29 protein-coding genes are annotated in these 23,839 nt (G+C 63.0%); 12 read left to right on the top strand and 17 right to left on the bottom strand.

Annotated elements, in window-relative coordinates; translation table 11 throughout:
- Positions 1 to 8 precede the first annotated feature (8 nt).
- The gene (locus ACFWYE_RS17110; protein ID WP_379112976.1) at positions 9 to 692 is read right to left on the bottom strand and encodes an ArsR/SmtB family transcription factor; all 684 of its coding nucleotides are present in this window, start codon (positions 690 to 692) and stop codon (positions 9 to 11) included.
- A 68-nt stretch (positions 693 to 760) separates the two neighbouring features.
- Here ACFWYE_RS17110 and ACFWYE_RS17105 point away from each other — a divergent pair, with 68 nt between their 5' ends.
- The 4 genes from ACFWYE_RS17105 (at position 761) to ACFWYE_RS17090 (ending at position 2,658) form a co-directional block, all read left to right on the top strand.
- The gene (locus tag ACFWYE_RS17105) at positions 761 to 979 is read left to right on the top strand and encodes a hypothetical protein (protein WP_379112974.1); all 219 of its coding nucleotides are present in this window, start codon (positions 761 to 763) and stop codon (positions 977 to 979) included.
- An 82-nt stretch (positions 980 to 1,061) separates the two neighbouring features.
- Positions 1,062 to 1,394 carry an NIPSNAP family protein gene (locus ACFWYE_RS17100; protein WP_379112971.1) on the top strand — a complete coding sequence of 111 codons (333 nt, stop codon included), beginning with the start codon at positions 1,062 to 1,064 and terminating at the stop codon, positions 1,392 to 1,394.
- The gene (locus tag ACFWYE_RS17095; RefSeq protein ID WP_379112968.1) at positions 1,391 to 2,317 is read left to right on the top strand and encodes an alpha/beta hydrolase; all 927 of its coding nucleotides are present in this window, start codon (positions 1,391 to 1,393) and stop codon (positions 2,315 to 2,317) included. The genes ACFWYE_RS17100 and ACFWYE_RS17095 overlap by 4 nt, the downstream gene beginning before the upstream one ends.
- Positions 2,314 to 2,658, top strand: coding sequence for an antibiotic biosynthesis monooxygenase family protein (locus ACFWYE_RS17090; RefSeq protein ID WP_379061799.1), 345 nt, complete (start codon positions 2,314 to 2,316; stop codon positions 2,656 to 2,658). The genes ACFWYE_RS17095 and ACFWYE_RS17090 overlap by 4 nt, the downstream gene beginning before the upstream one ends.
- A gap of 37 nt (positions 2,659 to 2,695) precedes the next feature.
- On the opposite strand, the gene mbfA is transcribed toward ACFWYE_RS17090, so the two are convergent.
- Entirely contained in the window at positions 2,696 to 3,679 is a 984-nt protein-coding gene (gene mbfA / locus ACFWYE_RS17085) for an iron exporter MbfA (RefSeq protein ID WP_379061797.1), read from the bottom strand.
- Between the two features lie 156 nt (positions 3,680 to 3,835).
- Between mbfA and ACFWYE_RS17080 the strand changes: the two genes are divergently transcribed.
- A complete protein-coding gene (locus ACFWYE_RS17080) occupies positions 3,836 to 4,159 on the top strand; it encodes a hypothetical protein (RefSeq protein WP_379113139.1) in 324 nt (107 codons plus the stop codon).
- Between the two features lie 96 nt (positions 4,160 to 4,255).
- Here ACFWYE_RS17080 and ACFWYE_RS17075 read toward each other — a convergent pair whose 3' ends face one another.
- Complete coding sequence (locus tag ACFWYE_RS17075; protein ID WP_379061793.1) at positions 4,256 to 4,705, bottom strand: hypothetical protein; 450 nt, start codon at positions 4,703 to 4,705, stop codon at positions 4,256 to 4,258.
- A gap of 310 nt (positions 4,706 to 5,015) precedes the next feature.
- Between ACFWYE_RS17075 and ACFWYE_RS17070 the strand changes: the two genes are divergently transcribed.
- Positions 5,016 to 5,996: a threonine/serine dehydratase gene (locus ACFWYE_RS17070; RefSeq protein WP_379112965.1), complete on the top strand. Its 981-nt coding sequence runs from the start codon at positions 5,016 to 5,018 to the stop codon at positions 5,994 to 5,996.
- A gap of 178 nt (positions 5,997 to 6,174) precedes the next feature.
- On the opposite strand, the gene ACFWYE_RS17065 is transcribed toward ACFWYE_RS17070, so the two are convergent.
- From ACFWYE_RS17065 to ACFWYE_RS17045, 5 genes are all read right to left on the bottom strand, one after another.
- A complete protein-coding gene (locus tag ACFWYE_RS17065; protein WP_379112962.1) occupies positions 6,175 to 7,311 on the bottom strand; it encodes an ABC transporter permease in 1,137 nt (378 codons plus the stop codon).
- The gene (locus ACFWYE_RS17060; RefSeq protein ID WP_379061789.1) at positions 7,308 to 8,228 is read right to left on the bottom strand and encodes an ATP-binding cassette domain-containing protein; all 921 of its coding nucleotides are present in this window, start codon (positions 8,226 to 8,228) and stop codon (positions 7,308 to 7,310) included. The genes ACFWYE_RS17065 and ACFWYE_RS17060 overlap by 4 nt, the downstream gene beginning before the upstream one ends.
- Positions 8,229 to 8,238: 10 nt before the next feature.
- On the bottom strand, positions 8,239 to 9,189 hold the full coding sequence (locus tag ACFWYE_RS17055; protein ID WP_379112959.1) for an HlyD family secretion protein: 951 nt from the start codon (positions 9,187 to 9,189) through the stop codon (positions 8,239 to 8,241).
- On the bottom strand, positions 9,186 to 9,848 hold the full coding sequence (locus tag ACFWYE_RS17050; RefSeq protein WP_379112956.1) for a CerR family C-terminal domain-containing protein: 663 nt from the start codon (positions 9,846 to 9,848) through the stop codon (positions 9,186 to 9,188). Before ACFWYE_RS17050 ends, ACFWYE_RS17055 begins: the two co-directional genes overlap by 4 nt.
- Before the next feature lie 92 nt (positions 9,849 to 9,940).
- Positions 9,941 to 10,849 carry a LysR family transcriptional regulator gene (locus tag ACFWYE_RS17045; RefSeq protein ID WP_379112954.1) on the bottom strand — a complete coding sequence of 303 codons (909 nt, stop codon included), beginning with the start codon at positions 10,847 to 10,849 and terminating at the stop codon, positions 9,941 to 9,943.
- Between the two features lie 103 nt (positions 10,850 to 10,952).
- Between ACFWYE_RS17045 and ACFWYE_RS17040 the strand changes: the two genes are divergently transcribed.
- From ACFWYE_RS17040 to ACFWYE_RS17030, 3 genes are all read left to right on the top strand, one after another.
- The gene (locus ACFWYE_RS17040; protein WP_379112951.1) at positions 10,953 to 12,176 is read left to right on the top strand and encodes an MFS transporter; all 1,224 of its coding nucleotides are present in this window, start codon (positions 10,953 to 10,955) and stop codon (positions 12,174 to 12,176) included.
- Between the two features lie 69 nt (positions 12,177 to 12,245).
- On the top strand, positions 12,246 to 12,719 hold the full coding sequence (locus ACFWYE_RS17035) for a CYTH domain-containing protein (protein WP_379112948.1): 474 nt from the start codon (positions 12,246 to 12,248) through the stop codon (positions 12,717 to 12,719).
- Positions 12,716 to 13,645, top strand: a complete 930-nt coding sequence (locus ACFWYE_RS17030; RefSeq protein ID WP_379112945.1) for a CHAD domain-containing protein — start codon at positions 12,716 to 12,718, stop codon at positions 13,643 to 13,645. The genes ACFWYE_RS17035 and ACFWYE_RS17030 overlap by 4 nt, the downstream gene beginning before the upstream one ends.
- A 3-nt stretch (positions 13,646 to 13,648) precedes the next feature.
- On the opposite strand, the gene sigJ is transcribed toward ACFWYE_RS17030, so the two are convergent.
- The 4 genes from sigJ to ACFWYE_RS17010 all read right to left on the bottom strand — a co-directional run bounded on the left by sigJ (position 13,649) and on the right by ACFWYE_RS17010 (position 16,371).
- The gene (sigJ, locus tag ACFWYE_RS17025; RefSeq protein ID WP_379061778.1) at positions 13,649 to 14,524 is read right to left on the bottom strand and encodes an RNA polymerase sigma factor SigJ; all 876 of its coding nucleotides are present in this window, start codon (positions 14,522 to 14,524) and stop codon (positions 13,649 to 13,651) included.
- Positions 14,517 to 15,077: a hypothetical protein gene (locus ACFWYE_RS17020; RefSeq protein WP_379061776.1), complete on the bottom strand. Its 561-nt coding sequence runs from the start codon at positions 15,075 to 15,077 to the stop codon at positions 14,517 to 14,519. Before ACFWYE_RS17020 ends, sigJ begins: the two co-directional genes overlap by 8 nt.
- Positions 15,077 to 15,448: a hypothetical protein gene (locus tag ACFWYE_RS17015; RefSeq protein ID WP_379061774.1), complete on the bottom strand. Its 372-nt coding sequence runs from the start codon at positions 15,446 to 15,448 to the stop codon at positions 15,077 to 15,079. The genes ACFWYE_RS17020 and ACFWYE_RS17015 overlap by 1 nt, the downstream gene beginning before the upstream one ends.
- A 104-nt stretch (positions 15,449 to 15,552) precedes the next feature.
- Positions 15,553 to 16,371, bottom strand: coding sequence for a LytTR family DNA-binding domain-containing protein (locus tag ACFWYE_RS17010; RefSeq protein ID WP_379112943.1), 819 nt, complete (start codon positions 16,369 to 16,371; stop codon positions 15,553 to 15,555).
- A 163-nt stretch (positions 16,372 to 16,534) separates the two neighbouring features.
- On the opposite strand from ACFWYE_RS17010, the gene ACFWYE_RS17005 reads away from it, so the two are divergent.
- Positions 16,535 to 17,047, top strand: coding sequence for a DUF6622 family protein (locus ACFWYE_RS17005; RefSeq protein ID WP_379112940.1), 513 nt, complete (start codon positions 16,535 to 16,537; stop codon positions 17,045 to 17,047).
- A 9-nt stretch (positions 17,048 to 17,056) separates the two neighbouring features.
- On the opposite strand, the gene ACFWYE_RS17000 is transcribed toward ACFWYE_RS17005, so the two are convergent.
- The 5 genes from ACFWYE_RS17000 to ACFWYE_RS16980 form a co-directional block, all read right to left on the bottom strand.
- The gene (locus ACFWYE_RS17000) at positions 17,057 to 18,772 is read right to left on the bottom strand and encodes a SulP family inorganic anion transporter (protein WP_379112937.1); all 1,716 of its coding nucleotides are present in this window, start codon (positions 18,770 to 18,772) and stop codon (positions 17,057 to 17,059) included.
- Between the two features lie 203 nt (positions 18,773 to 18,975).
- The gene (locus ACFWYE_RS16995; RefSeq protein WP_379061766.1) at positions 18,976 to 19,227 is read right to left on the bottom strand and encodes a helix-turn-helix domain-containing protein; all 252 of its coding nucleotides are present in this window, start codon (positions 19,225 to 19,227) and stop codon (positions 18,976 to 18,978) included.
- 87 nt (positions 19,228 to 19,314) lie between these two features.
- Positions 19,315 to 20,019 carry a phosphatase PAP2 family protein gene (locus ACFWYE_RS16990; protein WP_379112934.1) on the bottom strand — a complete coding sequence of 235 codons (705 nt, stop codon included), beginning with the start codon at positions 20,017 to 20,019 and terminating at the stop codon, positions 19,315 to 19,317.
- Between the two features lie 60 nt (positions 20,020 to 20,079).
- Positions 20,080 to 20,403, bottom strand: coding sequence for a hypothetical protein (locus tag ACFWYE_RS16985; protein WP_379073137.1), 324 nt, complete (start codon positions 20,401 to 20,403; stop codon positions 20,080 to 20,082).
- Positions 20,404 to 20,502: 99 nt separating this feature from the next.
- Positions 20,503 to 20,691: a hypothetical protein gene (locus tag ACFWYE_RS16980; RefSeq protein ID WP_129410741.1), complete on the bottom strand. Its 189-nt coding sequence runs from the start codon at positions 20,689 to 20,691 to the stop codon at positions 20,503 to 20,505.
- A gap of 153 nt (positions 20,692 to 20,844) precedes the next feature.
- Here ACFWYE_RS16980 and ACFWYE_RS16975 point away from each other — a divergent pair, with 153 nt between their 5' ends.
- Positions 20,845 to 21,669: an alpha/beta fold hydrolase gene (locus ACFWYE_RS16975; protein WP_379112932.1), complete on the top strand. Its 825-nt coding sequence runs from the start codon at positions 20,845 to 20,847 to the stop codon at positions 21,667 to 21,669.
- A gap of 163 nt (positions 21,670 to 21,832) precedes the next feature.
- Positions 21,833 to 23,833 (top strand): PhoX family protein, encoded by a 2,001-nt coding sequence (locus ACFWYE_RS16970; RefSeq protein ID WP_379112929.1) that lies wholly within the window; start codon positions 21,833 to 21,835, stop codon positions 23,831 to 23,833.
- Positions 23,834 to 23,839: the final 6 nt, after the last annotated feature.

Below are 23,839 nucleotides of genomic sequence, written 5' to 3'. Positions count from 1 at the left end.
TCGATTGGCTAGATTTCGAGGAAGGCCTTCCCGAAGGCCTGACGCCCCTTGGGCGAGAAGGTGACGACGCGGCTGTCCCTTTCGCGGCGCGCCCACTTCTCGGCGAGGATCTTGTCAAGGATCGCTGCGCCCAACTGACCCGCCAGGTGTGAACGGCGCACGCTCCAGTCGAGGCAGTCGCGGCAGACCGGTCGACGCGAGGGGCCAAGCTTCTCCACGTCGATGCCTACGGCGGTGAAATGTGAATGGCCGTTCGGGCCGAGACGGATTTCCTGGCCGTTGCGCACAAGGATGTCGCGGGCGAGGAAGGTATCCATCATCTTCACCGCGTGTTCGCCGGCGAGGTGGTCGTAGCAGACGCGGGCCTCGCGCATCGCGGGTTCACGCGGGCCGGGGCGTGCGCGCTTCGGCCCGAAACCCGCCGCTACACCCATGATGGCTTCCAGCATGGAGGCCACCTGGGGGCCGGCCAGGCCGTAGTAGCGGTGGCGGCCCTGGGACGCGACGGTGAGCAAGCCACCCTCTATCAGCTTGGCCAGGTGCGACGATGCCGTCGGCAGGCTCACACCACCCTCCAGCGCCAACTCGCTCGCTGTCAGCGCGGAACCTGTCATCAGTGCCGTCAGCATGTTGGCGCGGGCGGGATCACCAACGAGGCTGGCGATACGGGCGATATCCGGTCCGTCCTTCATAGTTCGATCTCCATCAAAGCATTGCCGCAAGAGAAGCACTAATCTGAGGGCAGTTCAAGGAGACGACGATGACCAGCCTGTTTCGCCCCGTTTATGCCGACGCCGGCTATGCCCGCTTCCGCTTCCGCCGCATCTTGGACGGGCTGCGGCGGCGTCTGATGTGCAATTATGACCGCTATCTGCAGCGGCTCGACCTCGCAGAGCTCGACACATGGCAACTTACCGATCTCGGCCTGACGCCCGAGGATGTAAGGCGCGAATGCGCAGAGTCGTCCTGGCGGTTGTGACCACACCGTCAGTCTAATCCCCATTTTCAACCGATGTTTCGATGCCGATCGAAATGTCGATGCCCATGCCGAGGAGACGATCATGACCATCACCTGCTTCATCCGCTACGAGATCGACCCGTTCAAGAAGGCGGCGTTCGAAGAATATGCCCGTAACTGGGGGCAGGCCATTCCGCGCTGCGGCGCGGACCTGATCGGCTATTTCGCGCCGCATGAAGGCTCGGCCACGACAGCCTATGCGCTCTACAACATCGACAGCCTGGCGGCCTACGAAGCCTATCGGGCCCGCCTTGCCGCCGATGCTGCCGGCAAGGCCAATTTTGAGTTCGCCCGGCGCGAGAACTTCATCCGCAAGGAGGACCGGATTTTCCTGAAGCTGGCTTCCGCGCCGCATGCGGCTTTGGTGAAACCGTGACATCGGATCAGGTCACGATGCTCGATGGACGCGCCGGCGAGCCTCGATTGCTGGTCAGGCGCGCTGCCTCGTCAGGACCGAGCGTCATCTATGTCCATGGTGCAACGTTTCCATCGGCGCTGTCGGTGGCATACCGGTTTCACGGTCATTCCTGGATGGACGATCTGCACCGGCGTGGTTTTGACGCATGGGCGTTCGATTTTGTCGGCTATGGTGGGTCCGACCGTCCGGCCTGTTTTTCACGCTCGCCGGTTGGCAGGCCGCCGGGAGGCCGCGCGCCGTGGGCCAGCCGGCAGCTGGCCCGCGTCGTCGCTCATGTGCTGGCCACCACCGGAAGGTCGCGGGTTTCGCTGCTTGCCCATTCATGGGGTACTCTTGTCGCGGGGCTCTATGCGACGAAGCAGCCGCAGAACCTGGATCGCCTTGTCCTGTTCGGGCCCATCGCCCGTCGGGAAGCTGCAGGCCATGCGAAAGTCAATGTCCCGGGTTGGCGGCTGGTATCGATAGCCGATCAGCTGGCGCGTTTTGTCGAAGACGTGCCCGTGGGGCATCCGCCAGTTCTGATCGAACCTGAACTCGCATGGTGGGGGTCGGCATATCTTGCCACCGATGCCGGCAGTGCCGCGCGCATGCCGCCTGCGGTCAAGATCCCGAGCGGTCCTGTGGCTGACATTGCCGGTGCCTGGAGCGGTCGGATGGCCTATGATCCCGAGCGGATCAAAGTGCCGACGCTGATCGTGCGTGGTGCCTGGGATGGCGTTTCGAACGATGCGGATGCTGCCTGGCTGATCGCGCGCTTGGGAAGCCGGATCAAGCTCGATCGCAAACTCCCCAAGGGCACCCATCTGATGCATCTCGAAACCGGCCGTGCGGCACTGTTTGAAACGGCTGGGCGCTTCCTTGCAGGAGAAACGAACCCATGATTGCTGTTATTTTCGAAGTGACGCCGGCAGAGGGCAAGCGTGGCGCTTATCTCGGCATCGCAGCCGATCTGCGGCCATTGCTCGACGGCATGGACGGTTTCATCTCCATCGAGCGCTTCCAGAGTTTGACCGATCCGGCGCGTGTCCTGTCGCTCTCGTTCTGGCGCGACGAGGAGGCGGTGAGACAATGGCGCAACAGCGAGGATCACCGGCAGGCCCAGAAGGCCGGACGCGCCGGTATCTTCTCGGATTACCGCCTGCGCATCGCCCATGTGGTCCGCGACTATGGCATGTTCGACCGTGCCGAAGTGCCGGCCGACAGCCAGAAGGCGCACGGTTGATCGGTCCATCGCTCCGTTCTACGGGAGAAAAAAGCCATCAGGCGTTGCCGATCAGCACGCCCGCGGCGAACACCAATGCGCCGCCAAGCACGACCTGGAAGGCAGCGCGCAGGAACGGTGTTTCCATGTAGCGGTTCTGGATGAAAGCGATCGCCCACAGTTCGAAGAACACGACCACTGCGGCAACGGAGGTCGCAGTCCAGAAATTCGTGATGAGATAAGGCAAGGCGTGGCCGAGGCCGCCAAGCGAAGTCATGATGCCATTGGCAAGGCCACGCTTCAGCGGCGAACCGCGTCCGGAGAGCTTGCCATCGTCATGCGCAGCCTCGGTGAAACCCATCGAGATACCGGCGCCGATCGAGGCAGAGAGACCGACAAGGAAGGTCTGCCAGGTGTCGTGCGTGGCGAACGCCGCGGCGAAGATCGGCGCAAGTGTCGACACGGAGCCATCCATCAGCCCAGCCAGCCCGGGCTGCACATAGGTGAGGATGAATTGCCGCCGCTCCGTCGCGGCTTCCTCGTCGCGGACATCACCAGGCACATATTTCTGTTCGAGCTTGTGGGCGAGGTCCTCGTGGTTCTGCTCTGCAGCGGCGAGGTCGCCGAGCAGCTTGCGGGTGGAGGCGTCGGAAGTGCGCTTGGCCGCTTCGATGTAGAAGAGCTGCGCCTGCCGTTCCATTTCTTCGGCCTGGTGGCGCACTTTTTCGATGCCGAGCGGCCGCACCAGCCAGTCGGGCTTGCGTTCATAATACCCCTTTACATGGTCGCGGCGGATAAGCGGGATGTGTTCGCCGAAACGCTTGCGGTGCAGTTCGATCAGCATGCCGCGATGCTTGTCCTCTTCCGCCGCCATCGCCTCGAACATCCTGGCTGAATGCGGATAGCTCTCCTGCAGCCCCTCGGCGTAGGAGCGGTAGATGCGGGCGTCGTCCTCCTCGGAGGAGATGGCCAGCGCGAGGATTTCCTGTTCGGAGAGCGAAGAAAAGGGACGGCGGCCGAAGCCGAAGACACGGGAAAGCATGACGGAATCTCTAGTTTAGAATTATTCTAAACTATGCCGTGGTCCCCTGCCGGTCAAGCGGCAGGGAACGGCGACCGCGGCAGCCGCCTGGTGCGCACCTTTTTGTTGGTAAATGTTCACCTATATATCGGGAAAGCCAAACCGGAGATCTCCTGCATGACGCCAGCCAAGCGCGTGAAACATATCGACTCCAAACCGGTGCTCGACCTCATTGCCTCGATCGAAGCTGACCTTGCTCGCCTCAAGGATATGGTGTCGGCACAGATCGAACCTTTCGATCCGGCCAATCCGCACAACAAGACGTCGGACGGCAAGCTGACCGGGGAAGGCGTCGAATGCTGCTATCGGCTCTTCGACAAGGGGGAATCGCGCTATTCCGTCTCGCAGAAGATGAAGATCTCGTTCGCTGCGGCCACGCATCGCTTCAACTCTTGGCGCAAGGCTGGCGGAAACAAACGCAAACCGACGCTGTTGGGATGAGGGCCCGGTTCGCCGCAGGCGAATGGGAACTTCCGTGACTTCAAAAACAAACGGGCGCCAATGGCGCCCGTTTGCATTTGTCGTGGCAGGAATCGCTCAGCTCATCAGCGGGCAACGCGGGTCGCGACGACCGAAGATCAGGCGCACGCGCTCGCCGCTGCGGGTAATGCCACGCACCTCGATGGTACGGCGGCCAACGCCGACGACACGGGCGCGGCGCACACCCATCCGCTCGGCCTTGTCGAGGGCGCGGTCCGGGCTGCATTCGCGGCGACGGTCGGAGAATTCGTCCGGATCGTTGCGGTCGCTGCGCCATTCGTCCGGGCGACGGCGGCCATAACCATCGTCCTCGCTGCGCCATTCATCCGAACGGCGGCGATCGCCGCAATATTCGCGGTCGGGGTCGCAGCGCCTGTCGCGCATCATGACCTTGGGACCATCCGGGCCGATCTGGATGTTGAGGTCTTCGGCCGAGGCAGTGGTCAGCGGCAGGCTGGTCAGGGCCAGCGCTACTGCGAGGGTGGAAAGGGTAAGAATCTTGCGCATTTGGAGGCCTCCTCTCATCGCCGCACAAAGTCAGGCGGCGCCTTCCTGTTCAAGTCAGATTTCGCTTGGTTCAGAAACAATCGGTGAGCACCGCCGACGTCCCTGACGAACCGATGACACGAGAGCGTTTCCGTTTTTCGCGGAAACGCTCAAACTCCTTGTTTTGCGCAATTCCGGGCGGAAAACCGCTACGCACTTTTCCTGGAATTGCTCCAAGCGAATGAACATTGTCACGGTTACATCTTTTCGTTGGCGCTCGCCCATGCTTCGCGCACATGATGACGGCGAATGTGTGATTGAGCAGGTTCCCATGACAGCTTCGCTTCCCGCGATCGCGGATGTCCGCAACGCCGCCGAACGTCTGGCGGGTCTGATCGTGACGACACCGTTGATCGAATCTCCCATGCTCAACGAGCGTTTCGGTGGACGTATCCTGTTCAAGCCGGAAACGCTGCAGCGTACCGGATCGTTCAAATTTCGTGGTGCCTACAACAAGATTTCCTCGCTGTCGGAGGACGAACGACGCGGCGGGGTGGTTGCCTTCTCATCCGGCAACCATGCTCAGGGCGTCGCGGCGGCCGCGGCCATGTTCGGTCTGAAAAGCGTGATCGCCATGCCTTCTGATGCGCCGGAAACCAAAGTTGCCAATGTGCGTCGCATGGGTGCCGAAGTGGTGCGCTTCGACCGCTTCCGCGACGATCGCATGGAGGTGGTGCGGCCATGGGTGGAGCAGGGGATGGCGCTGGTGCCACCCTTCGACGATCCCGCCATCATCGCGGGCCAGGGCACGATCGGACTGGAACTCGTGGCGCAGGCGACTGCCCTTGGTGTGACGCTCGACGCCGTTGTGATGCCTTGTGGCGGCGGTGGCTTGTCGAGCGGCATCTCGATCGCGGTCAAGGACGCCTCGCCGCAGACCGCGGTCTGGGTGGCGGAGCCCGAGTACTTCGACGATACCCGCCGTTCGCTGGAGGCCGGCGCGCGCGTCGGCAATGACCCGGGTCATGACTCGATCTGCGACGCAATCCTCACCCATGAACCCGGCGCCATCACCTTCGAGATCAACCGCAGGAACCTTGCCGGTTCCATCGCTGTGTCGGACAAGGCGACGGCCGCGGCCATGCGCGATGCCATGGCCTATCTCAAGCTGGTTGTGGAACCTGGTGGCTGCGTCGGACTTGCCGCGCTGTCCTCCGGCGAGATTGATCTCTCCGGCAAATGCGTGGCGGTGGTGCTTTCGGGCGGCAATGTCGATTTCGGCACCTACGCCAGGATACTGGCTGCGGCCTAGAGCAATTCCAGCAAGAGTGCGCAGCGGTTTTGCGCAACAGCAAAGAGTTGAAGCGTTTTCGTTGCAAGCGAAGACGCTAGAGCATTTTGTAGCCAAGTGGAATCACTTGGCGTTACAAAAATGCGACGAAAACAAAAACTTAGAGCGTTTCCGCGTTTCCGTGAAAAACGGAAACGCTCTAGTCGAGCGTGCGGCGGAAACGCATCAATGCCAGCCCCGCAAACAGCGCCACGAAGAAGAGCAGCCAGCCGATTTCGCCGGCAATGGCCGGAAACTCCGCGCCCTTCAGCATGACGGCACGCACGATGCGCAGGAAATGCGTGAGCGGGAAAATCTCGCCCAGCGTCTGCGCCCATCCCGGCATGCCGCGATAGGGGAACATGAAACCGGACAACAGGATCGACGGCAGGAAGAAGAAGAAGGTGAGCTGCATAGCCTGCATCTGCGTGCGCGACACGGTCGAGATCGTGTAACCGAGCAGCACCAATCCCAGCACGAAGACGAGGATCGACGACAGCAGCAATCCGAGACCACCCACGAAGGGGACATGAAACAGCAGCTTCGCCGCAAACAGCACCACCACCACCTGAACTGCGCCGACGCAGGCATAGGGCAAAACCTTGCCCAGCATGATCTCGAGTGGGCTGGCAGGCATGGCGAGCAGGTTCTCCATCGTGCCGCGCTCGCTCTCGCGCGTCAGCGCGATGGACGTCATCATCACCATGGTCATCTGCAGGATGACGCCAAGCAGGCCGGGCACGATGTTGTATTGCGAGATGCCTTCCGGGTTGTAGAGCCGATGGGTGATGACATCGAGCTGGCTCGCGGCGTCTTCGGCCGCAGCCGCCTCCATGCCGCGTGCGCGCAGCAGTGCCTGGGAGGCAACGGTACCGAGGGTCGAAATCGCGCCGCTGGCCGATGACGGGTCGGTCGCGTCGGCTTCGATCAGGATCTGCGGCCGGTCGCCGCGCTCGACGCGCTTGCCGAAATCGGCCGGAATGGTGACCACGAAGGAAACGTCGCCGCTTGCCAGAAGGAAATCCGCCTCGGCTTCCGTGCGGGCGATGTAGTCGAAGCGATAGTAGTTGGTATTCTCCAGTGCCGAGACCATGGCGCGTGTATATGGGTCGTTGCTCATGGCCAGCAGTGCCGCCGGCAACCGCTTCGGATCGCTGTTGATGGCAAAACCGAACAGGATGAGCAGCATCAGCGGCACGCCCAGCATCATCGCGAAGGTGACGCGATCGCGCCGCATCTGGATGAATTCCTTCGTCAGCAGTGCGCCGAGTCTGGCTGGAGAGAACAGGTTGCTCACGCCATATTGTCCTTCGAGCCGGCCATGAACTGGATGAAGACATCCTCGAGGCTGGTTTCGCCCGGAGCCACCTTGACGCCCGGATGCTCTTTTTCGACATCGCTCAGCGCGCGTTTCAGTGCAGCAGCATCCGAACCGACGACATGCAGGGTCGCGCCGAACGGCGCCACCTGCTCGACGCCTGGCCTGCCTTCGAGCGCCTTCGTCACGGTATCGAGGCGCGGCCCTTCGACGATGAAGGTGGTGAGGCCTGCATTTTCCACCACGTCCGCCACGGTACCGGTGGCCAGCAGCTTGCCATAGGAGATGTAGGAGATGCGGTGGCAGCGCTCCGCCTCGTCCATGTAATGGGTGGAGACGAGGACGGTCAGTCCGCCATGGGCAAGATGATGGATCTCGTCCCAGAATTCGCGTCGGGCCTTGGGATCGACGCCCGCGGTCGGCTCATCGAGCAGGAGCAGGCGCGGCTTGTGCATGATGCAGGCGGCGAGCGCCAGTCGCTGCTTCCAGCCGCCCGACAGCGTGCCGGCGAGCTGATCGCGCCGGCTGGCCAGGCCAAGTTCGTCCAGCGTCCTGCCCACATGTTCCTCGATCGGCTTCAGGCGATAGAGGCGGGCGACGAATTCGAGGTTTTCGGCAATCGTCAGGTCCTCGTAGAACGAGAACTTCTGCGTCATGTAACCGACTTCGTTCTTGATCTTCAGGCTCTCGGTCCTGAGATCATAGCCAAGCACGGTGCCTTCGCCCTCATCGGGCGTCAGCAGCCCGCACATCATGCGGATCGTGGTGGTCTTGCCGGAACCGTTGGGGCCGAGGAAGCCGACGATCTCGCCTTCGGCGACGCTCATCGTGACGTGGTCGACGACGGTCTTGTCACCAAAGCGCTTGACCAGGTTCTTGACGTCGATGGCATTCATATGGCGCTGCCTATTCGCTACTCACCAGATCCACATCCACGATCTGCCCCGGTTGCAGCGGTCCGGTGGCGCTGATCGGTCGGGCTTCGACGAGGTAGACCAGCTTCTGGCGGTTCTCGAGCGAGTAGATGACCGGCGGTGTGAATTCGGGATCGGGAGAAACGTAGCTGATGCGGGCCTTGAGGTCCGGCGGGCAGCCATCGCAGCGCACCTCAAGCTCACCACCAACCTTCACTGCCGAGAGGCTGGCCTCGGGCACGTAGACGGTGAGCTTCACCGCACCATCCGGCAGGACCGAAAGCACCGGAGCGCTGGGGCCGGCGGTGTCGCCGGCATGACGGATGATGTCATCGACGCGGCCTGCCGCGGGTGCGACAAGCGTGCGCTTGGAAAGTCGCCATTCGGCCTGGTCGAGGGCGGTTCTTGCCTGTTTCACCTGGTTTTCGGCTGCCTTGATTGTCTCTGGCCGTGCCGGCAGGTTGCCGACGGCCAGGTTGGCGGTGGCCTGGCCGATGGCGGCGTCCGCGACTTCGGCCTGGGTGGCCGCGTCATCATACTGCGCCTGGGTCGCGACCCCGCGCTTCAACAGGTCCTGCGTACGGGCGAGCGTGCGAGCGGCATCCGCAGCCTGTGCCTTGGCGGAACGCAAGGTTGCCTCCAGCACGGCAATCTCTTCCGGGCGCTTGCCGACCTGCAGGTCGGCCAGTTGTGCCTGCGCCTGGGCCAGCGCCGCCTTGGCTTGTGTCACGGCGATCTCGGCATCGGCTTTCTCAAGCGTGGCCACCGGCTGGCCAGGACCGACACGGTCGCCGCGCCGTGCGGAGACTGTCGTCACCTCCGCCACTTCGATCGGCGCGAGCAGCACGAAATCGCCCTCGACATAACCGACAGCGAGCGGCGTGCCGGCACTGCAGGCGGAAAACAGCTGTGCCGCCAATGGCAGGGAACACAGGAAGCTCATGACTTCACTCCCAACTCCGGGCGTGTTTGTTTCTCGCGCACGCCGAGCATCGCATCGAGGTTGCCGTGCAGCGTGGCGATGATCTTGTCGGCTTCATCCTTGCCGATCTGCGTCCAGCCCATGCGGCGCAGCACAGGCTCGCGCCCGATGCGGAAATAGACGGCCTGTCCGATCAGCGAGAAGATCGCGAGCCGGGTGCCTTCGCTTTCGGCAGGCTCGCCCGTGGCGTGCTCCCAGATGACGCAAAGTCTTTTGTGCGTCGGTTCAAACAGGCCGCCATAGATGCGGTCGAGCGTCGGCGTCGGATCGGCAAGTTCCCTCAGCATGAACTGCACGATCTCGCCGGCTTCGGGTTTGGCCACGATGAAGGCAACCATCCCCTGCAGCGTCGCCTTCAATTGCGCACGCGCGGTCTCGGCTGTCAGGGTTGCGGGGTCTGGTCCGGCCATGCCCCCCAGCGCCTGGTTGGCGATTGACTGGATGGTCTCGACGATGTGGTCGGCGACTGCGGCGCGCAGGCCCTCCTTGCCACCGAAGTGATAGGCGATGGAGCCGATATTGGCCTTGGCCGTTGCGGCAATCTCGCGCGTGGAAGTGCCGTCATATCCTTGCCGGCCAAACAGCTTGAGCGCGGCGCGCACAAGCGCTGCCTTCGTCATATCGGCGGGCGAGGGAGGTATTTTGGATGGCTCGGTCGACATTCGTGCAATTTAATCAATCGAATGATTAAAGTAAAGCGGATATCATTTGGCTATGAAGTGAATGGAGAAGGGACTTGCAGCCCCTCGAGCAGCGCGTCGCGAAAGATTGCAATGGGGCGGGCGAGACGGCCGGCAGGCGGGCGATGCAGCATCCATGCCCGCACCTGCGGACGAAAGTCCCGGACCTCGATGATTTCGATCCGGTCCTGCCAGGGACTTCCTGTCAGCGCGGCCGGGGTTATGATGCCGATGCCATGGCCGCGTGCCACCAGCGACAGGCGCAGATCGGCGCTCAAGGCCTCCACGCCGACATTGAAGGGCAGTCGCGCGGCTTCGAACTGACGGCGGATGAAGGTCCTGAAGCCGCATCCGGTTTCGTTCATCACCCAGGGGAATTTCGACAGGTCCTCCAGGCTCGTCGGCTTCGGCAGCTGGAGATCCTTTGCGACGACCAGCACCACCGATTGTATGCCGAGATCCTCGCTGACGAGCTCGTCAGGCGGCTGCAGGCCCTCGGCAAGGCAGAGTGCCGCCGCATCCAGTTCACTGCGCAGGACCTGGTCCACCAGCCGCGGCGACCAGCCGGAAGTGATGCGCAATGTCAGTTTCGGGAAATCGGTCCGCAAACGCTCCACCGGAAAGGCAAGCGCGGCATCGGAGAGATAAGGCATGATGCCGAGCCTGAACTCCCCTTCGATATCTCCGACCGGCGAGACGCCGGCCTTCAGATCGTCGAGCGAGCGCAGCACGCGGCGGCCATGTTCATAAGCCTCCCGCCCGGCGGCGGTCGGTTTGAACGGCTTCGACTGGCGATCGAGCAGCGTGGTGTTCAGCCTGTCTTCCAGGTTCTGGATACGACGCGTCACCCCGGGTTGCGTCAGGTTCAGCCGCGCCGATGCTCCGACGATGGAGCCGGTCTCGACAACAGCGACAAAAGCTTCGAGATCATGAATATTCATGCGACTTTCGCATAATCATTATTGTTCATTTTAATTTGTATCATGATGCTGACTGCGAATAAAGCTCCTCATCAATATGCGAGATCATGCCAGGAGCTGTTCCATGTCCACGAACGTCAGTGATGCGGCCTGTAACGTGTCGCCCCCTGCTTCGATCACCGGCTGGCAGATACTGCTGTTTGCGGTCGCCGTCGGCGTGATCGTGACGAACCTTTTCGCCTCGCAAACGCTTGTCGGCCTGATCGGCCCCGCCTTCGGTTTTGGAGCCGGGATGGGAGGGCTTATGGCAATGGCGACCTTGCTGGGTTATGCGGCAGGGCTGTTCTTCCTGGTTCCCCTGGCCGACCTTTTGGAGAACCGCACGCTTGTGCTGCGGATGCTGGGCTGTGCCGTGCTGGCTGCAATCGCGGCCATGCTTGCACCCAACGCCGGTCTGCTGATGGTCATTCTTTTTGTTCTCGGCGCGGCCTGCTCGGCGATCCAGATCCTGGTTCCTATTGCCGCCTCCATGGTCGAACCCGAGCGGCGCGGTCGCGTTATCGGCGATGTGATGAGCGGGCTGATGATCGGTATCCTGCTGGCGCGTCCCGCCGCCAGCCTGATTGCCGATGCCTTCGGCTGGCGCGCCTTCTACGGCACAAGTGCCATGACAATGCTGTTGCTCGGTGCCGTCCTGGCACAGCGATTGCCGCGGCGGCGCCCGGCAGGCGACACCGGATATCCGGCGCTGGTTGGCTCGCTCTGGGACCTGCTGCGTTCCGAGCCTGAATTGCGGCGCCATTCCCTGACAGCCAGCCTTGCCATGGCGGCATTCAGCCTGTTCTGGACATCCGTGGCGCTTCGACTTGCTGAGCCGCCTTTCGATCTCGGTCAGCGCGGCATAGCCCTGTTCGCCCTTGCCGGTGCGGGCGGCGCGGTCGTGACACCGCTGTTCGGGCGTGCCGGCGATCGTGGCTGGACACGGGCAGGGACGATCTTCTCGCATTGTCTCATGATCGTCGCATTTGCCCTTTCAGCCTGGGCTGGATTTGCACGTTCCGGAGCCTGGCTCCTGCCTCTCCTGTTGCTGGGCGGCAGCGCCGTGCTGCTCGACATTGGTGTCACCGGCGACCAGACGCTTGGCAGGCGCGTGATCAATCTTCTGCGACCGGAAGCGCGGGGTCGCCTCAACGGCCTGTTTGTCGGGCTGTTCTTCCTCGGTGGTGCTGCCGGTTCGGCAATTGCGGGTGTTGCCTGGGCATGGGGTGGCTGGCCGGCGGTTTGCATCATCGGTGTCGCCATCGCCACGGCGGCGCTGCTGGTGGATTGCCTGTTCCGGGCGCCGTGACGGTCGCGTGCTATGCCAGGCTGCAATTGCGGTTGATTTGCTGCCGCCGTCGCGCTTTATTCCTCGCCGATGGCCAAGGAAGTCGAACGCAAGTTTCTGATCAGGGACGAGGGTTGGCGCAAGGCGGTGGAGCGCAGCGTCGCGATCACTCAGTTTTATCTGGCCATTTCCTCGGAACGATCGATCCGCATGCGCATCAGCGACGGCAAGGCCGCCAAGCTGACGCTGAAGTTCGGATCCGATCTGAGGGTCCGTGACGAATTCGAATATCCCGTGCCGCTTGCCGAGGCGCGTGAGATGATGGCCTTCGCCATCGGCAACATCATCCGCAAGACCCGCCATCATGTCCGCCATTGCGGCTATGTCTACGAAGTCGATGTCTTCAACGACGTGCTCGATGGGTTGGTGGTGGCCGAGCTTGAAACGAAGGACAGTGTGCCGGACGCCTTGCTGCCCGGCTGGCTCGGGCGCGAGGTGACCGGGGAATTGCGGTTCTCCAATGCGTCACTGGCGCTGAACGGTTTTCCGGAACTGGTGCCATGAGCGCGCGGCTTGACGCAAACCTGCCCCTGGCGAACGACGCCATGCGCCTGCTGAGGCAGGACGTGCATCTTGCGCTGGACCATCTGGCACGGGCGCATGCCGAGCCGGAAGAACACCTGCACAAATGCCGTCGCCGGCTGAAAGCGGTGCGTGCATTGTTGCGGCTCGTGCGGCCGGGCGATGAGGCCTTCTTCGAGGCGGAGAATGCGCGCTACCGCGATGTGGCGGCCAGCCTGGCCGGGCCGCGCGAGGCGACCGCATTGATCGAAACCGTCGACAGGCTGGCGGAAGCGCATCCTCGCCATGCCGATCTCTATGCGGGCATTCGTGCCGTCCTGGTCGAGCGCCGTTCCGCCGCCATGAGCGACATCACCGCCTTCGCTTCGATCATCGATGCGGCCACGGCCACCTGCCGTCAGGGGCTGCTGCGGGTTGGTGCGCTGTCCTTGCCGGCCGACCCTAACGCCTCGGCGGCAATCGTCGCTGAAGGGGTGAGGATCGGGCTTGAACGCGCGAAGAAAGCACTCGCCAAGGCCCAGGCGCAAGGTGAGGAGGAGGACTTTCACGACCTTCGCAAGGCCGTGAAAGTACACGCAGCCCAGTTCGACCTGCTGGGCAAGCTCTGGCCGGACAAGGCGCGTCACAAAGGGCTGGACAAGCTCGGCGGCAAGCTTGGCGAGCTGAACGACCTCGCCGTCCTCGACGCGCTGCTGGCAAAGGACGCCGATGCCCTGGCGGTTGCTGCAGAGACGCGGGCAGCCGTCGAGAAGGATCTGAGACGCGAAGGCAAGCGGTTGCGCAAGGAATGCCTTTCGGCGGCGACGAAGCTGTTCGAGAAGGATTGGAAGCGCAGGATCGCGAAGCTGACCGACAGATTGCGGCTGCAGTTCGCCGCGGTCCCGACCACGACGTTGTGGGCGGCCTGAGACTTACACTTCCACATCCATCAGCTTGTCTGGATTGCGCACAACGTAGACGCCCGAGATCGCGCCGTGGACATCGAGTTCGAAGCTCATCGTCTGCTCGACCTTGCCGGCAATCGTGATGAGCAACCCAGGCGCACCGTTGATGATGGCGGGCGCGATCGTGGTGTGCGCCGGGTCCGGGTTCTTGCGCGCTACTCCGAGCATGAACTTCGCCACGGCGTCGCTGCCCGTCAGCACGTTGATGGCCGCCAGGACCTTGCCGCCGCCGTCGGCGACATATTCCACATCAGCGGCCAGCAACGCTTTGAGCGGCTCGACATCGCCGGCGCGCATCGCCGTGTCGAACGCAGCGACAAAGCGCGCAACGTCCTCGTCGGAAGCCGGGAAGCGGTTCTGGTCCTGCCTGATCATCCTGCGGGCCCGAGACGCCATCTGCCGGCAGGCCGCCGGCGTGCGCTTCAGCGTCTCGGCGATCTCCTCGAACGGCACGTCGTAGAGATCATGCAGGAAGAGCGCCGCCCGCTCGAGAGGCGACAGACGCTCCAGCGCCCGCATCACCGAAAACGAAATATCCAGCGCCGCGTCATTGCTATCGGGTTCGACCGAGCCGGCGCGTTCGACGATCGGCTCCGGCAACCAGGGGCCGACATAGGTTTCGCGTCGGGCCTGCGCCGATCGCAGCCGGTCGAGGCAGAGATTGGTGACGATGCGTGAGAGCAATTTCGACGCATCCTCGGGCTCATCCACCCGGGCGAAGCGCAACCAGGCATCCTGGACGATGTCTTCCGCCTCGCTGGCCGAGCCGAGGTAGCGGTAGGCAAGCCTGGTCAATCGGTGGCGTTCGCCGAGATAGGCGGCGAGCCGTGGGTTTTCAGCCATCGACCATCTCGCGCATCGTCTCCTCCTTCGTCTCGCCGGCCAGCCAGGCCAGGACCGGCTCGCAGGCATTGCCATGGCCAAGTCCACGCTTGAGCAGCGGGTAGAAGGAACCCGAAACCGTGGCTGCAGCAAGCCCGGCCACGCCGCTCCTTCCCCAGAGGGCCTCGCAGGCCGCGAGGATGTTCGGCAGCGACGGATCGTTGGCCAGCACGGCTTCGGCATAGTGCCGGGCAAGCGCCATGTCGCGCGGCGCGGTTTCCGCGCCATCCAGGAGCATTGCCCTGATGTTACGCATCGGCACGCCGGCCTCGCGGGCCATGGCGATGGTGAGCCTCAGGCAGGAGCCGCAATCGGTCTGCCGCGCCGCGGTGATGCGTGCGGCGAAGTAGGGCGCGGCCGCCAATCCGAAGCGGTGGTCGGTGAAAGGCGAGACCAGTCCCAGCTTGAAGGCGCCGGTGGTGTTGGTGTCGGCCAGTTCCGCCAGGTAGCTGGTGTCGTAGCCGTAGCGCGCCCCGAATTTGCGGAAGGCGCGTTTGAGCATCATGGCAAGCATCAGATGGCCCTCCTTCCTGCAGCGGTTAGCATGGCAAGAGGCAGCAGGCCCGGCAGGGCGATCAGTATGATGTCACGCAGTGCATCCGTCGGTGTGGTGCCATGCAGCAGTTCGGCCAGATGCAGCAGTGCATGACCGCCCAGGAAGATGGAAGCGATCAGGATCGCCCGTCTGTCCTGCTTTAGGGCGCCGATCAACAGTCCGGCGCCCGCGGCGATGAAGGCAAGCCCGATGTCGCGGATGAAATGCGGGTTGGCGGGACCCGTTTCGGTGACGCCCGGAATGGCCGCATACCAAAGCAGCGGAGCAGCCAGCATGAAGATGCCGTTGGCGCTCTGATAGAGGCCGATGAGGATGAGCAAGGTTCGCATGTCGTTTTCTCCTCGCCCTTTGACGGGATAGGCCAGGGAGGTGTGACATCGAATGAGAGATTTTTTACCGGGCGCGCGATTTTCGTGCCGGCCGGGAAGAGAAACTACCTGAAGCCCGCTTCGCGCACGGCAGCAGCAAAGCTGCGGCTGACCGGCAACTGCGTGCCATCCTTGAGTTTGAGGAAGAGCTTGCCTTGCTGGCGTGCCGTGCCTGCCACAGCATCCACCGCAACCCAGTGCGAACGGTGGATCTGCAGTCCCACTTCGCCTTCGGTCTCACGCATTGCGTCCGCCATGCGCATCAGCACCAGCGTCGAACCCTTGTCTGTATGAACCTCGACATAGTGGTCCTGCATCGACAGGCTTGTCAGCCTGCCACGCAGTGGCGGTGGCAGGCGATCCAGCAGCAGCGGCCTCGTGGATTGCCGGGACGCCGCAGTGTCGAAGCCAGCATCCGGGAGTATCGGCTTCGAGGCAACTGCCGGTTCGGTGTCGGCACTTGCCTCGCCTTCGATCAGCACCGAGGCAAGCGACAGTGCCGCCGCGATCAGCGCACAGTTGAGGAAAAGCGTGATGGCAGACGATGTGTCCGGTATCGGAGCCGATAGCACAGCCCAGTCGAACGCACTCACCACCAGTGCAATCGGTGCACCAGCCGCAAGTCCGGTGACCAGCGCACGCACCAGCGAAGGTGCGGCTCGTCCTTCGAACAACACCTGACCGACGAGGCGAATGGCGACATAGCCTGCCGTGAAGGTGGCGAGCGCCAGCGCCAGCCAGTAGGCGAGGCGCGGCAGCAGTGTCAGCCGTTCATAGGTGCCGAACGGCCCGGTCACTCCGAGCACGGCAGTGGCGAGCAGGATGAACCCCCAGAAGCGCGGCGAAAACGCAAGAGCCTGCATTTCGCGAAGCGTGGAATGCATCAGGCCGTGCTTCACGTATCGGATCGTCCCTTCCCGAAACGACGTTTGCCGCCAACACGGCGTCCCGCCATCGTGCCGGCCAACCGCGACGGCAGACAGCACCACACTGGTAGCGCGCCGCCCGAGAGCCTTCAACCGACGATATCCCGAAACGGAGCCCATCATGTCTTCCCAGGCCGCTACCCCCAGCCTTCTCGCCATCGTCACCCACACGCCGCTGTGGGTATGGCCACTGATCGTCTATGCCCTTTATGCCGGCTGGGCCCGAACCCGCGACCGAATCATCTCGCCGGCACGCCTGTTCGCGCTGCCGCTGATCCTCGTCTCTCTCGATGTCTTCGAACTGGCTCGCAAAGGCCTTTCCGTGATGACAGCAGCCGGCCTCGCCTTTGGCGTTGTCGCGGGGGTACTGGCCGGCCTGGCAGCGGCCCGCCACACGCCGACACAGGCTCTGGACGATGGTCGTCTTGCCGTGAAGGGGCATTGGCTGCCTTTTGCCATCGTCTTGGCCATTGTCGTGGTCAGCTATGTGAGAGGCGTGGCCCTGGGCATCGACCCGTCGCTGGCGACCAACGCACATTTCCTGCTTGCCAACGCGGTGCTCGCCGGGTTCCTGCCTGCACTCATGCTGGCGCGGACCCTCGGCTCGCTGCCGCGCGGATACGTCTTCGGATGAGAGCAGACGTCAGGCATCAGCTTTCAACTGTATCTTCGCTTCCTTTACCGATGCGGCGAACGTCACCAGCGGACGCTTGACGCCATGGGTGATCAGCATGCGCCGGGTCTGCGGCGACGCACCGGCGATGACGAAACGCACGCCGGCCTTCCTTGCCTTGTATGCCGTGCTTTCGATGACATTGGCCGCAGTGGAATCGAACAGCGGCACGTGGGAACAGTCGAGGATGAAGTTCCTGCGCTGGTCGGCGATACGATCGAGCACGGCCGCTACCGTCGAGGCGGCGCCGAAGAAGAAGGCACCGGAAATACGGTACACGACGGTGTCAGGGTCGCTCGCCTCGATGGCATCATAGGCGCGACGATTGCCATTGGTTGTATCCGCGACATCGTCCGCAATCAGTGGTGGTTCATTTTCAGCGATAGCCACGGCCTTGGCCATGCGATCGATGAACAGCACTGAACCCAATGCGAAGCCGACGACGATGCCTTCGGTCAGGTCCCGGAAGACGACGATCAGGAACGTCGCTGCCAGCACCAGCGCATCCGCCCTGGAAGAACGCAGCAGCGCGGCGATCGCCGGCTTCTCGACCATGTTCCAGCAGACGACCGCAAGCACACCAGCAAGCGCGGCCAGCGGGATGTAGCTGGCGAGCGGAGCTGCCACCAGCATGAAGACAAGAAGGAAAGCCGCGTGCAGCATGCCGGAGATCGGTCCATGCGCGCCGGCACGCACATTGGTGGCGGTGCGCGCAATGGTACCTGTAACGCAGATGCCGCCGAACAGCGCCGAGCCGATATTGGCGAAACCTTGCGCCACCAGTTCACAGTTCGAGCGGTGGCGGCGTCCGGTCATGCCATCGGCCACTACCGCCGACAGCAGGGATTCGATTGCGCCGAGCAGCGCGAACGCAATGGCGTCCGGGAATACGGCAATGGCTTTGTCTACGCTTATCGGCGGCAGTGCGGGCAAGGGCAGGCTGCGCGGAATACCACCAAAACGCGACCCGATCGTGTCTACAGGCAGCCCGGACAGCGCCACAACCAGGGACGCCAGTGCAACCGCGACCAGCATGCCCGGCCAATGCGGTCGCCATTTCCTCAGTGCTGCCACGGTGATGATGGAAAGCAGGGCGATGCCTGCTGCGGCTGGGTTCAGCGTGCCGCCAGCCTGCCAAAGCGCCATCAGTTTCGGTATAAAAGGGCCAGGCTCCTTGCCTGGCAGCTTGAGCCCCAGCAACTCGACGATCTGGCCGGAAAAGATGATGACGGCGATGCCGGCGGTGAAACCGACCGTCACCGGATAGGGGATGTATTTGATATAGGTACCGAGCCGCAGGTAGCCGATGGCGAGCAGGAACACGCCGGCCATCATCGTGGCGAGCAGAAGCCCGTCCAGGCCCTGGCGGTCGGCGGTGGACGCCACCAGCACGATGAAGGCGCCAGCCGGCCCGCCGATCTGGAAGCGGCTGCCGCCGAGCGCCGAGACGATGAAGCCGCCGACGATCGCCGTGAACAGTCCGCGCTCCGGTGTCACGCCGGAGGCGATTGCAATGGCCATGGAAAGCGGCAGGGCCACGATGGCAACGGTCAGGCCCGCCACGGCATCGGCACGCAGCTGCGGCAGACGGTAGCCTTCGCGCAGCACCGTCACCAGCTTAGGCATGAACAGTTCGGAAAACATCGGCCCGGCCTTGCGAACCTGCTGGTGGCGGAGCTGATCCATGACGTGCCTTCCGCAAAAGCGTCGGCATCGTCGGCATCGCAATGATCTTGCGGAAAGTCGGCGGTCGCCGTCGCGAACCTCAGAGCGTTTCCGTTCTTCTCGGAAATGCGGAAACGCTCTAACCCTTTGTTTTCACGCAATTCCGGGCGGAAAACCGTTGCACGCCTTTCCTGGAATCGCTCAAGGCCGATCGGATCGGGAATCTATGCCGAGTTCTTCAGCCGCACGCCCCTGCCGCCGCGGTCACTGGCCTGGTTGTCGCCGATCAATTCCACCCCGGCCTCGTCAAGTGCCTGGATGACCTTCATCAGCGTGTCGACCACGCCCCGTACCACGCCGTCGCTGGCCTCCATGCGCTGGATGGTCGGCAGCGAAACGCCGGCGCGTTCAGCGAGCGTCTTCTGGTCGATGCCGGCCAGTGCTCGCGCCGCACGCATCTGTGCAGCGGTAATCACCGGTCAGAACTCCCGTCTGAGTCTGCAGGATAAATGTATGATACTTTCATAGTGATGTGTCAAACATGAATTTGGATTGTAAATGCATTAATTCGGTTCGCCTTCACCGTTCTTGCCGTGCGGCATGAAGCGTGTCGCCAGCCAGCACAACATGGCCCAGGCAAAGCCCGCGCACCAGCCCGCCAACACATCCGATGGCCAGTGTACGCCGAGATAGAGGCGCGACACCCCGACCATCAACGTCAACAGCACGGCGAGTACGAAGACGTAGATCTTGGTGACATGCCCGGGCAGGAACCGTGCCGCCAATGTGCCGAGCGTCAGATAGGTCACCGCCGACAGCATGGCATGCCCGGAGGGGAAGGAGAGGGAGGTTTCCACCGCAAGCCTGGACACCAGATCGGGGCGAGGCCGGTCGATGCCGAATTTCAGCAGGGCCGACAGGATCTGGCCGCCGCCGACCGCCACCAGCACGAACAGCGCCGTCGTCCAGCGCCGGATGAGCAGGAAATAGATGATGGTCGCGGCGGTGATCAAGGTCAGCACGGCAGCGCTTCCGAGCGCGGTGATATCGCGCACCGCCCCTTCGAAGCGCGGCGAGCCGATCGGGTTGCTGGGATCGCCAGCCTCCCGGAAGGCGAGCAGTATCTGTGTGTCGAAGCTGTGAGGCGCTGCGTCGCGCGCGACTTCCATCAGCTCGACGAAGCCCCAGAGCCCGCCGGCCACGATGATGCCGGCCAGAAGCACCGGAAACTCGATCCGGTCATAAAAGGTTGAAAGTGTCTTTCGCATCAATCCTGCCGCAATGCAGCCTGTCGAGGAAAGCCGGCTTAACCAATCCCGGCATGGCTGTCATCGGCCCTGCAAATAAGGCCCCAGCGTGACGAGCGCGACTGCAACGATAGCCAACGCGATACCGACGCCCTGAATCGCCGTCAGCCGCTCGCCGAAGAAAGCCAGAGCCACCGCATTTACGGCCACCAGTTGGATGACCGCCGACAGGCTGAGCGAAATCGACATGCCGAAGTCGCGGATGAGCTTCAGCATGATCAGATTGCCAAGTGTATAGAGTGCCAGGGTGATGGCGATCTTGCCGAAGCTCGGTGCCAGCGCCCAATGTTTGGCTGCCGTGGCGGCAAGCAGGAAAATCACGGTGGAGACACCGAGTTGCGCCATGCCGAATACGTTCACAGATTGTCTCCACCCAGCCCGATTGCCCGCCAGGCAAGCTTGTTTCCCAACAGCAGGCTTGGGTCAAGTGTCGGGAATGGCGGACTAGCGCAGCTGAACCGTCTTCGGAAACTCGATCACCTGGCCTTTCGGCTTGGTGTGCTGGGCGGTGACGATGGCTTCGATCAGGATATCCAGCGCTTCGCAGGCCTTGGTACTGGTCTGGTCGTTGCCGCGCAGGTAGTGGGTTGCCCGCTCAAGATGCAGGCGCGCGGCGGCAAAATCACTGTTCATCGATGCTCCGTTCATTTCCCGCCGCAAGTGAAAGCATGGAGCGATTCGGTTGCGGGAACGGAAATTCCGCAGCCGGCATTTGATTCAAAACTGCTGCATTTTCACGGCCTCCGGCCCTTGCCGATGAAAGCGCGAACGCGGCAAGATGGCACGATGTCATGGAAGCTCGATGAGATGGTGTCGACCTCCGCGGGGCGCGTCGCCGCCGGCACGGCAGGCATCGGTCCGGATCTCGTGCTGGCGCATGGCTGGCCGTGGTCCTCCTTTTCATGGCACCGGATCATTCCGTCCCTGGCAAGGCATTACCGGGTCTACTGGTATGACATGCCCGGCTATGGACGATCGCAAAAGGATGCGGCACAGCGCACGTCGCTCGACATCCAGGGGCAGGTGTTCGCCGAGATGCTGTCGCATTGGCGTCTCGAACGCCCTGTCGTCGTCGCCCATGATTTTGGCGGAGCGACCACGCTGCGCGCTCATCTCCTGCATGGCTGCGAGTTCACACGCTATGTGCTGATGAATGTCGTCGCCATGCGGCCCTGGGGATCCGAGTTCTTCGACCATGTCGGCCGTCACGTGGATGCATTTCTCGGCCTGCCGCCGCACATTCACCGCGCGGTCGTGGAAGCCTACATCAAGGGTGCGATCGTCAACGGCATCGAAGCCGCGGATTTTGAGAGACTGGTCGAGCCGTGGCTGGGCGACGAGGGACGGCAGAGCTTCTATCGGCAGTTCGCGCAGGCCGACGAGCGCTACACCGCCGAGGTCGAGCCGCTGTTCGGTGGAATTCGCTGTCCCGTCGCGATCCTCTGGGGAGAGGACGATCCCTGGATCCCGGTGGAGCGCGGCAGGGCGCTGCATCGCCTCATCCCGCAGGCGTCGTTCGAAACGCTGCCGGGTGTCGGTCACCTGCCGCAACTGGAAGCTCCAGATCGGGTTCTTGCCCGGTTGTATGCATTTCTGTCGGGCAGGAACTGAGACGCGAAAGGGTCTCGGCCGGACCAAGCCTGTCTTCCGCAGGCAGTCCGCTTTGGACCCGACGAAACAGTGGACGCGCCCTGCGTCATGAAACTGTTAAGCCGGCCCGCTACGCAGGTTCCAGACACGCAACCCAGCCAACGCCAAAAGCCAGAGGTCAGTCATGTCGGACCAGGAAGACATCCGCTTCCGCACCAGCCTGCTCGAAGAGAATGAAGGTCCGGCGATCAACCCGACCGACAACCGCACCATGGGCGAGATCATCGCCGCGCGTTTTTCGCGGCGTGGCTTCCTCGAGGGCTCGCTCGCGGTTTCCGCCATTGCTGTCACCGTAAGCCCCCTTGCCTTGATGAGCGCCGACGAGGCGCGTGCGGCCGAGGGCGCTTCAGCCTTCACCTTCGACGAAGTCGAGGCAGGCATTGACGACAAGCACCATGTCGCAGCCGGTTACGATGCCGACGTGCTCCTGCGTTGGGGCGATCCGCTGTTCGCCGACGCGCCGGAGTTCGATCCAGCCAGGCAGACTGCCGCGGCACAGGCCAGGCAGTTCGGCTACAACAACGATTTCGTCGGCTACATCCCGCTGGAAGGTTCGCCCGAGCATGGGCTTCTGGTGGTCAACCACGAATACACCAACCCGCATCTGATGTTTCCCGGCATCGTCAAAGTCGTGGAGAAGGACGGCAAGAAGGCACTGGAACAGGCACCGCTCACCAGGGATCAGGTCGATATCGAGATGGCGGCCCATGGCGGCACCATCGTCGAGATCCGCAAGGAAGGCGACAAATGGCAGGTGGTGCGCGACGGCAAGCTGAACCGCCGTGTCACCGTCAACACCGAAATGGCGCTCTCCGGACCCGTCGCCGGCCATGATCGTGTCAAGACCAATGCCGATCCATCCGGAGCCAAGGTATTCGGTACCGTGAACAACTGCGCCGGCGGCGTGACGCCCTGGGGCACCTATGTGATGGCCGAGGAGAACATTCACGGCTACTTCTCCGGCGTCCTCCCGGAGGGCCACAAGGAAGCTGAGAACTACAAACGCCTCGGCATTCCCGAAGGTTCCTATGAGTGGGGCGCCCATTACGACCGTTTCGACCTTGCCAAGGAGCCCAATGAAGCGAACCGCTTCGGCTGGATCGTGGAAGTCGATGTTACCGATCCGAACTCGACGCCGAAGAAACGCACCGCGCTGGGCCGTTTCAAGCATGAGGGCGCGGAATCGATCGTGGCCAGGGATGGCCGTGTCGTCTTCTATCTCGGCGACGACGAGCGCTTCGACTATGTCTACAAATTCGTCACGGCGGGCAAGTTTGACCCGGCCAATCCCTTGGCCAACAAGGATCTGCTCGACGACGGCACGCTTCACGTTGCGAAATTCGCGGAGGACGGCGGTGTCGAGTGGCTGCCCATCGTTTTCGGCCAGGGGCCGCTGACTGCCGAAAACGGCTTCGCCAGCCAGGCCGACGTGCTGATCGAGACGCGTCGCGCCGCCGATCTGCTCGGCGCCACCAAAATGGATCGTCCCGAGGACATCCAGCCCAATGGCGTCAACGGCAAGGTCTACGTGATGCTGACCAACAACACCAAGCGCAAGGACGACCAGGTCGACGCCGCCAATCCGCGCGCCAAGAACGCCTTTGGCCATATGATCGAGATCGCCGAGGATGGTGGCGACTTCGCCGCCACCAGGGGCAAATGGGAGGTCCTGCTGAAATGCGGCGACCCATCGGTGGCCGATATTGGCGCATCCTTCTCCACCGCGACCACGGCCAATGGCTGGTTCGGCATGCCGGACAATTGCGCGGTCGACTCCGCAGGCCGGCTCTGGGTGGCCACTGACGGCAACAACGCCAAAGAAACCGGACGCACTGACGGCTTGTGGGCCGTCGACACCGAGGGCGCCGCGCGCGCCACGTCCAAGCTGTTTTTCCGTGTGCCGGTGGGGGCGGAGATGTGTGGGCCGCAGTTCGCTCCTGACGACAAGACCGCCTTCGTCGCCGTGCAGCATCCGGGTGACGGCGGTACCGACTGGGAGCCGTTCGGTCGTCCGTCCTACTACGAGGACCTCTCCACCCGTTGGCCGGATTTCAAGCCCGACATGCCGGTGCGGCCTTCCGTCGTTGCCATCACCAAGCAGGATGGCGGCAAGATCGGGGTTTAGAGACCC

Origin of the sequence: Mesorhizobium sp. NPDC059025, from assembly GCF_042739655.1 — a bacterium.
Classification (GTDB): domain Bacteria; phylum Pseudomonadota; class Alphaproteobacteria; order Rhizobiales; family Rhizobiaceae; genus Mesorhizobium.
The sequence above is the reverse complement of the archived record's forward strand: the minus strand, read 5'-3'. Positions and strand labels throughout refer to the sequence as shown.

What these genes read in the sequence shown, in the direction of transcription:
- ACFWYE_RS17005 (WP_379112940.1), top strand. Translation starts at nt 16,535, where the DNA reads ATGTCTTCCCAGGCCGCTACCCCCAGCCTTCTCGCCATCGTCACCCAC.
- ACFWYE_RS17090 (WP_379061799.1), top strand. Translation starts at nt 2,314, where the DNA reads ATGATTGCTGTTATTTTCGAAGTGACGCCGGCAGAGGGCAAGCGTGGC.
- ACFWYE_RS17015 (WP_379061774.1), bottom strand. Translation starts at nt 15,448, where the DNA reads ATGCGAACCTTGCTCATCCTCATCGGCCTCTATCAGAGCGCCAACGGC.
- ACFWYE_RS16980 (WP_129410741.1), bottom strand. Translation starts at nt 20,691, where the DNA reads ATGAACAGTGATTTTGCCGCCGCGCGCCTGCATCTTGAGCGGGCAACC.
- ACFWYE_RS17020 (WP_379061776.1), bottom strand. Translation starts at nt 15,077, where the DNA reads ATGCTTGCCATGATGCTCAAACGCGCCTTCCGCAAATTCGGGGCGCGC.
- ACFWYE_RS17010 (WP_379112943.1), bottom strand. Translation starts at nt 16,371, where the DNA reads ATGCATTCCACGCTTCGCGAAATGCAGGCTCTTGCGTTTTCGCCGCGC.
- ACFWYE_RS17070 (WP_379112965.1), top strand. Translation starts at nt 5,016, where the DNA reads ATGACAGCTTCGCTTCCCGCGATCGCGGATGTCCGCAACGCCGCCGAA.
- ACFWYE_RS17045 (WP_379112954.1), bottom strand. Translation starts at nt 10,849, where the DNA reads ATGAATATTCATGATCTCGAAGCTTTTGTCGCTGTTGTCGAGACCGGC.
- ACFWYE_RS17075 (WP_379061793.1), bottom strand. Translation starts at nt 4,705, where the DNA reads ATGCGCAAGATTCTTACCCTTTCCACCCTCGCAGTAGCGCTGGCCCTG.
- ACFWYE_RS17050 (WP_379112956.1), bottom strand. Translation starts at nt 9,848, where the DNA reads ATGACGAAGGCAGCGCTTGTGCGCGCCGCGCTCAAGCTGTTTGGCCGG.
- ACFWYE_RS16985 (WP_379073137.1), bottom strand. Translation starts at nt 20,403, where the DNA reads ATGGCGCAACTCGGTGTCTCCACCGTGATTTTCCTGCTTGCCGCCACG.
- ACFWYE_RS16990 (WP_379112934.1), bottom strand. Translation starts at nt 20,019, where the DNA reads ATGCGAAAGACACTTTCAACCTTTTATGACCGGATCGAGTTTCCGGTG.
- ACFWYE_RS16975 (WP_379112932.1), top strand. Translation starts at nt 20,845, where the DNA reads ATGTCATGGAAGCTCGATGAGATGGTGTCGACCTCCGCGGGGCGCGTC.
- ACFWYE_RS17055 (WP_379112959.1), bottom strand. Translation starts at nt 9,189, where the DNA reads ATGAGCTTCCTGTGTTCCCTGCCATTGGCGGCACAGCTGTTTTCCGCC.
- mbfA (WP_379061797.1), bottom strand. Translation starts at nt 3,679, where the DNA reads ATGCTTTCCCGTGTCTTCGGCTTCGGCCGCCGTCCCTTTTCTTCGCTC.
- ACFWYE_RS17040 (WP_379112951.1), top strand. Translation starts at nt 10,953, where the DNA reads ATGTCCACGAACGTCAGTGATGCGGCCTGTAACGTGTCGCCCCCTGCT.
- ACFWYE_RS17030 (WP_379112945.1), top strand. Translation starts at nt 12,716, where the DNA reads ATGAGCGCGCGGCTTGACGCAAACCTGCCCCTGGCGAACGACGCCATG.
- ACFWYE_RS16970 (WP_379112929.1), top strand. Translation starts at nt 21,833, where the DNA reads ATGTCGGACCAGGAAGACATCCGCTTCCGCACCAGCCTGCTCGAAGAG.
- ACFWYE_RS17110 (WP_379112976.1), bottom strand. Translation starts at nt 692, where the DNA reads ATGAAGGACGGACCGGATATCGCCCGTATCGCCAGCCTCGTTGGTGAT.
- ACFWYE_RS17060 (WP_379061789.1), bottom strand. Translation starts at nt 8,228, where the DNA reads ATGAATGCCATCGACGTCAAGAACCTGGTCAAGCGCTTTGGTGACAAG.
- ACFWYE_RS17000 (WP_379112937.1), bottom strand. Translation starts at nt 18,772, where the DNA reads ATGGATCAGCTCCGCCACCAGCAGGTTCGCAAGGCCGGGCCGATGTTT.
- ACFWYE_RS17100 (WP_379112971.1), top strand. Translation starts at nt 1,062, where the DNA reads ATGACCATCACCTGCTTCATCCGCTACGAGATCGACCCGTTCAAGAAG.
- ACFWYE_RS17105 (WP_379112974.1), top strand. Translation starts at nt 761, where the DNA reads ATGACCAGCCTGTTTCGCCCCGTTTATGCCGACGCCGGCTATGCCCGC.
- sigJ (WP_379061778.1), bottom strand. Translation starts at nt 14,524, where the DNA reads ATGGCTGAAAACCCACGGCTCGCCGCCTATCTCGGCGAACGCCACCGA.
- ACFWYE_RS17035 (WP_379112948.1), top strand. Translation starts at nt 12,246, where the DNA reads ATGGCCAAGGAAGTCGAACGCAAGTTTCTGATCAGGGACGAGGGTTGG.
- ACFWYE_RS17080 (WP_379113139.1), top strand. Translation starts at nt 3,836, where the DNA reads ATGACGCCAGCCAAGCGCGTGAAACATATCGACTCCAAACCGGTGCTC.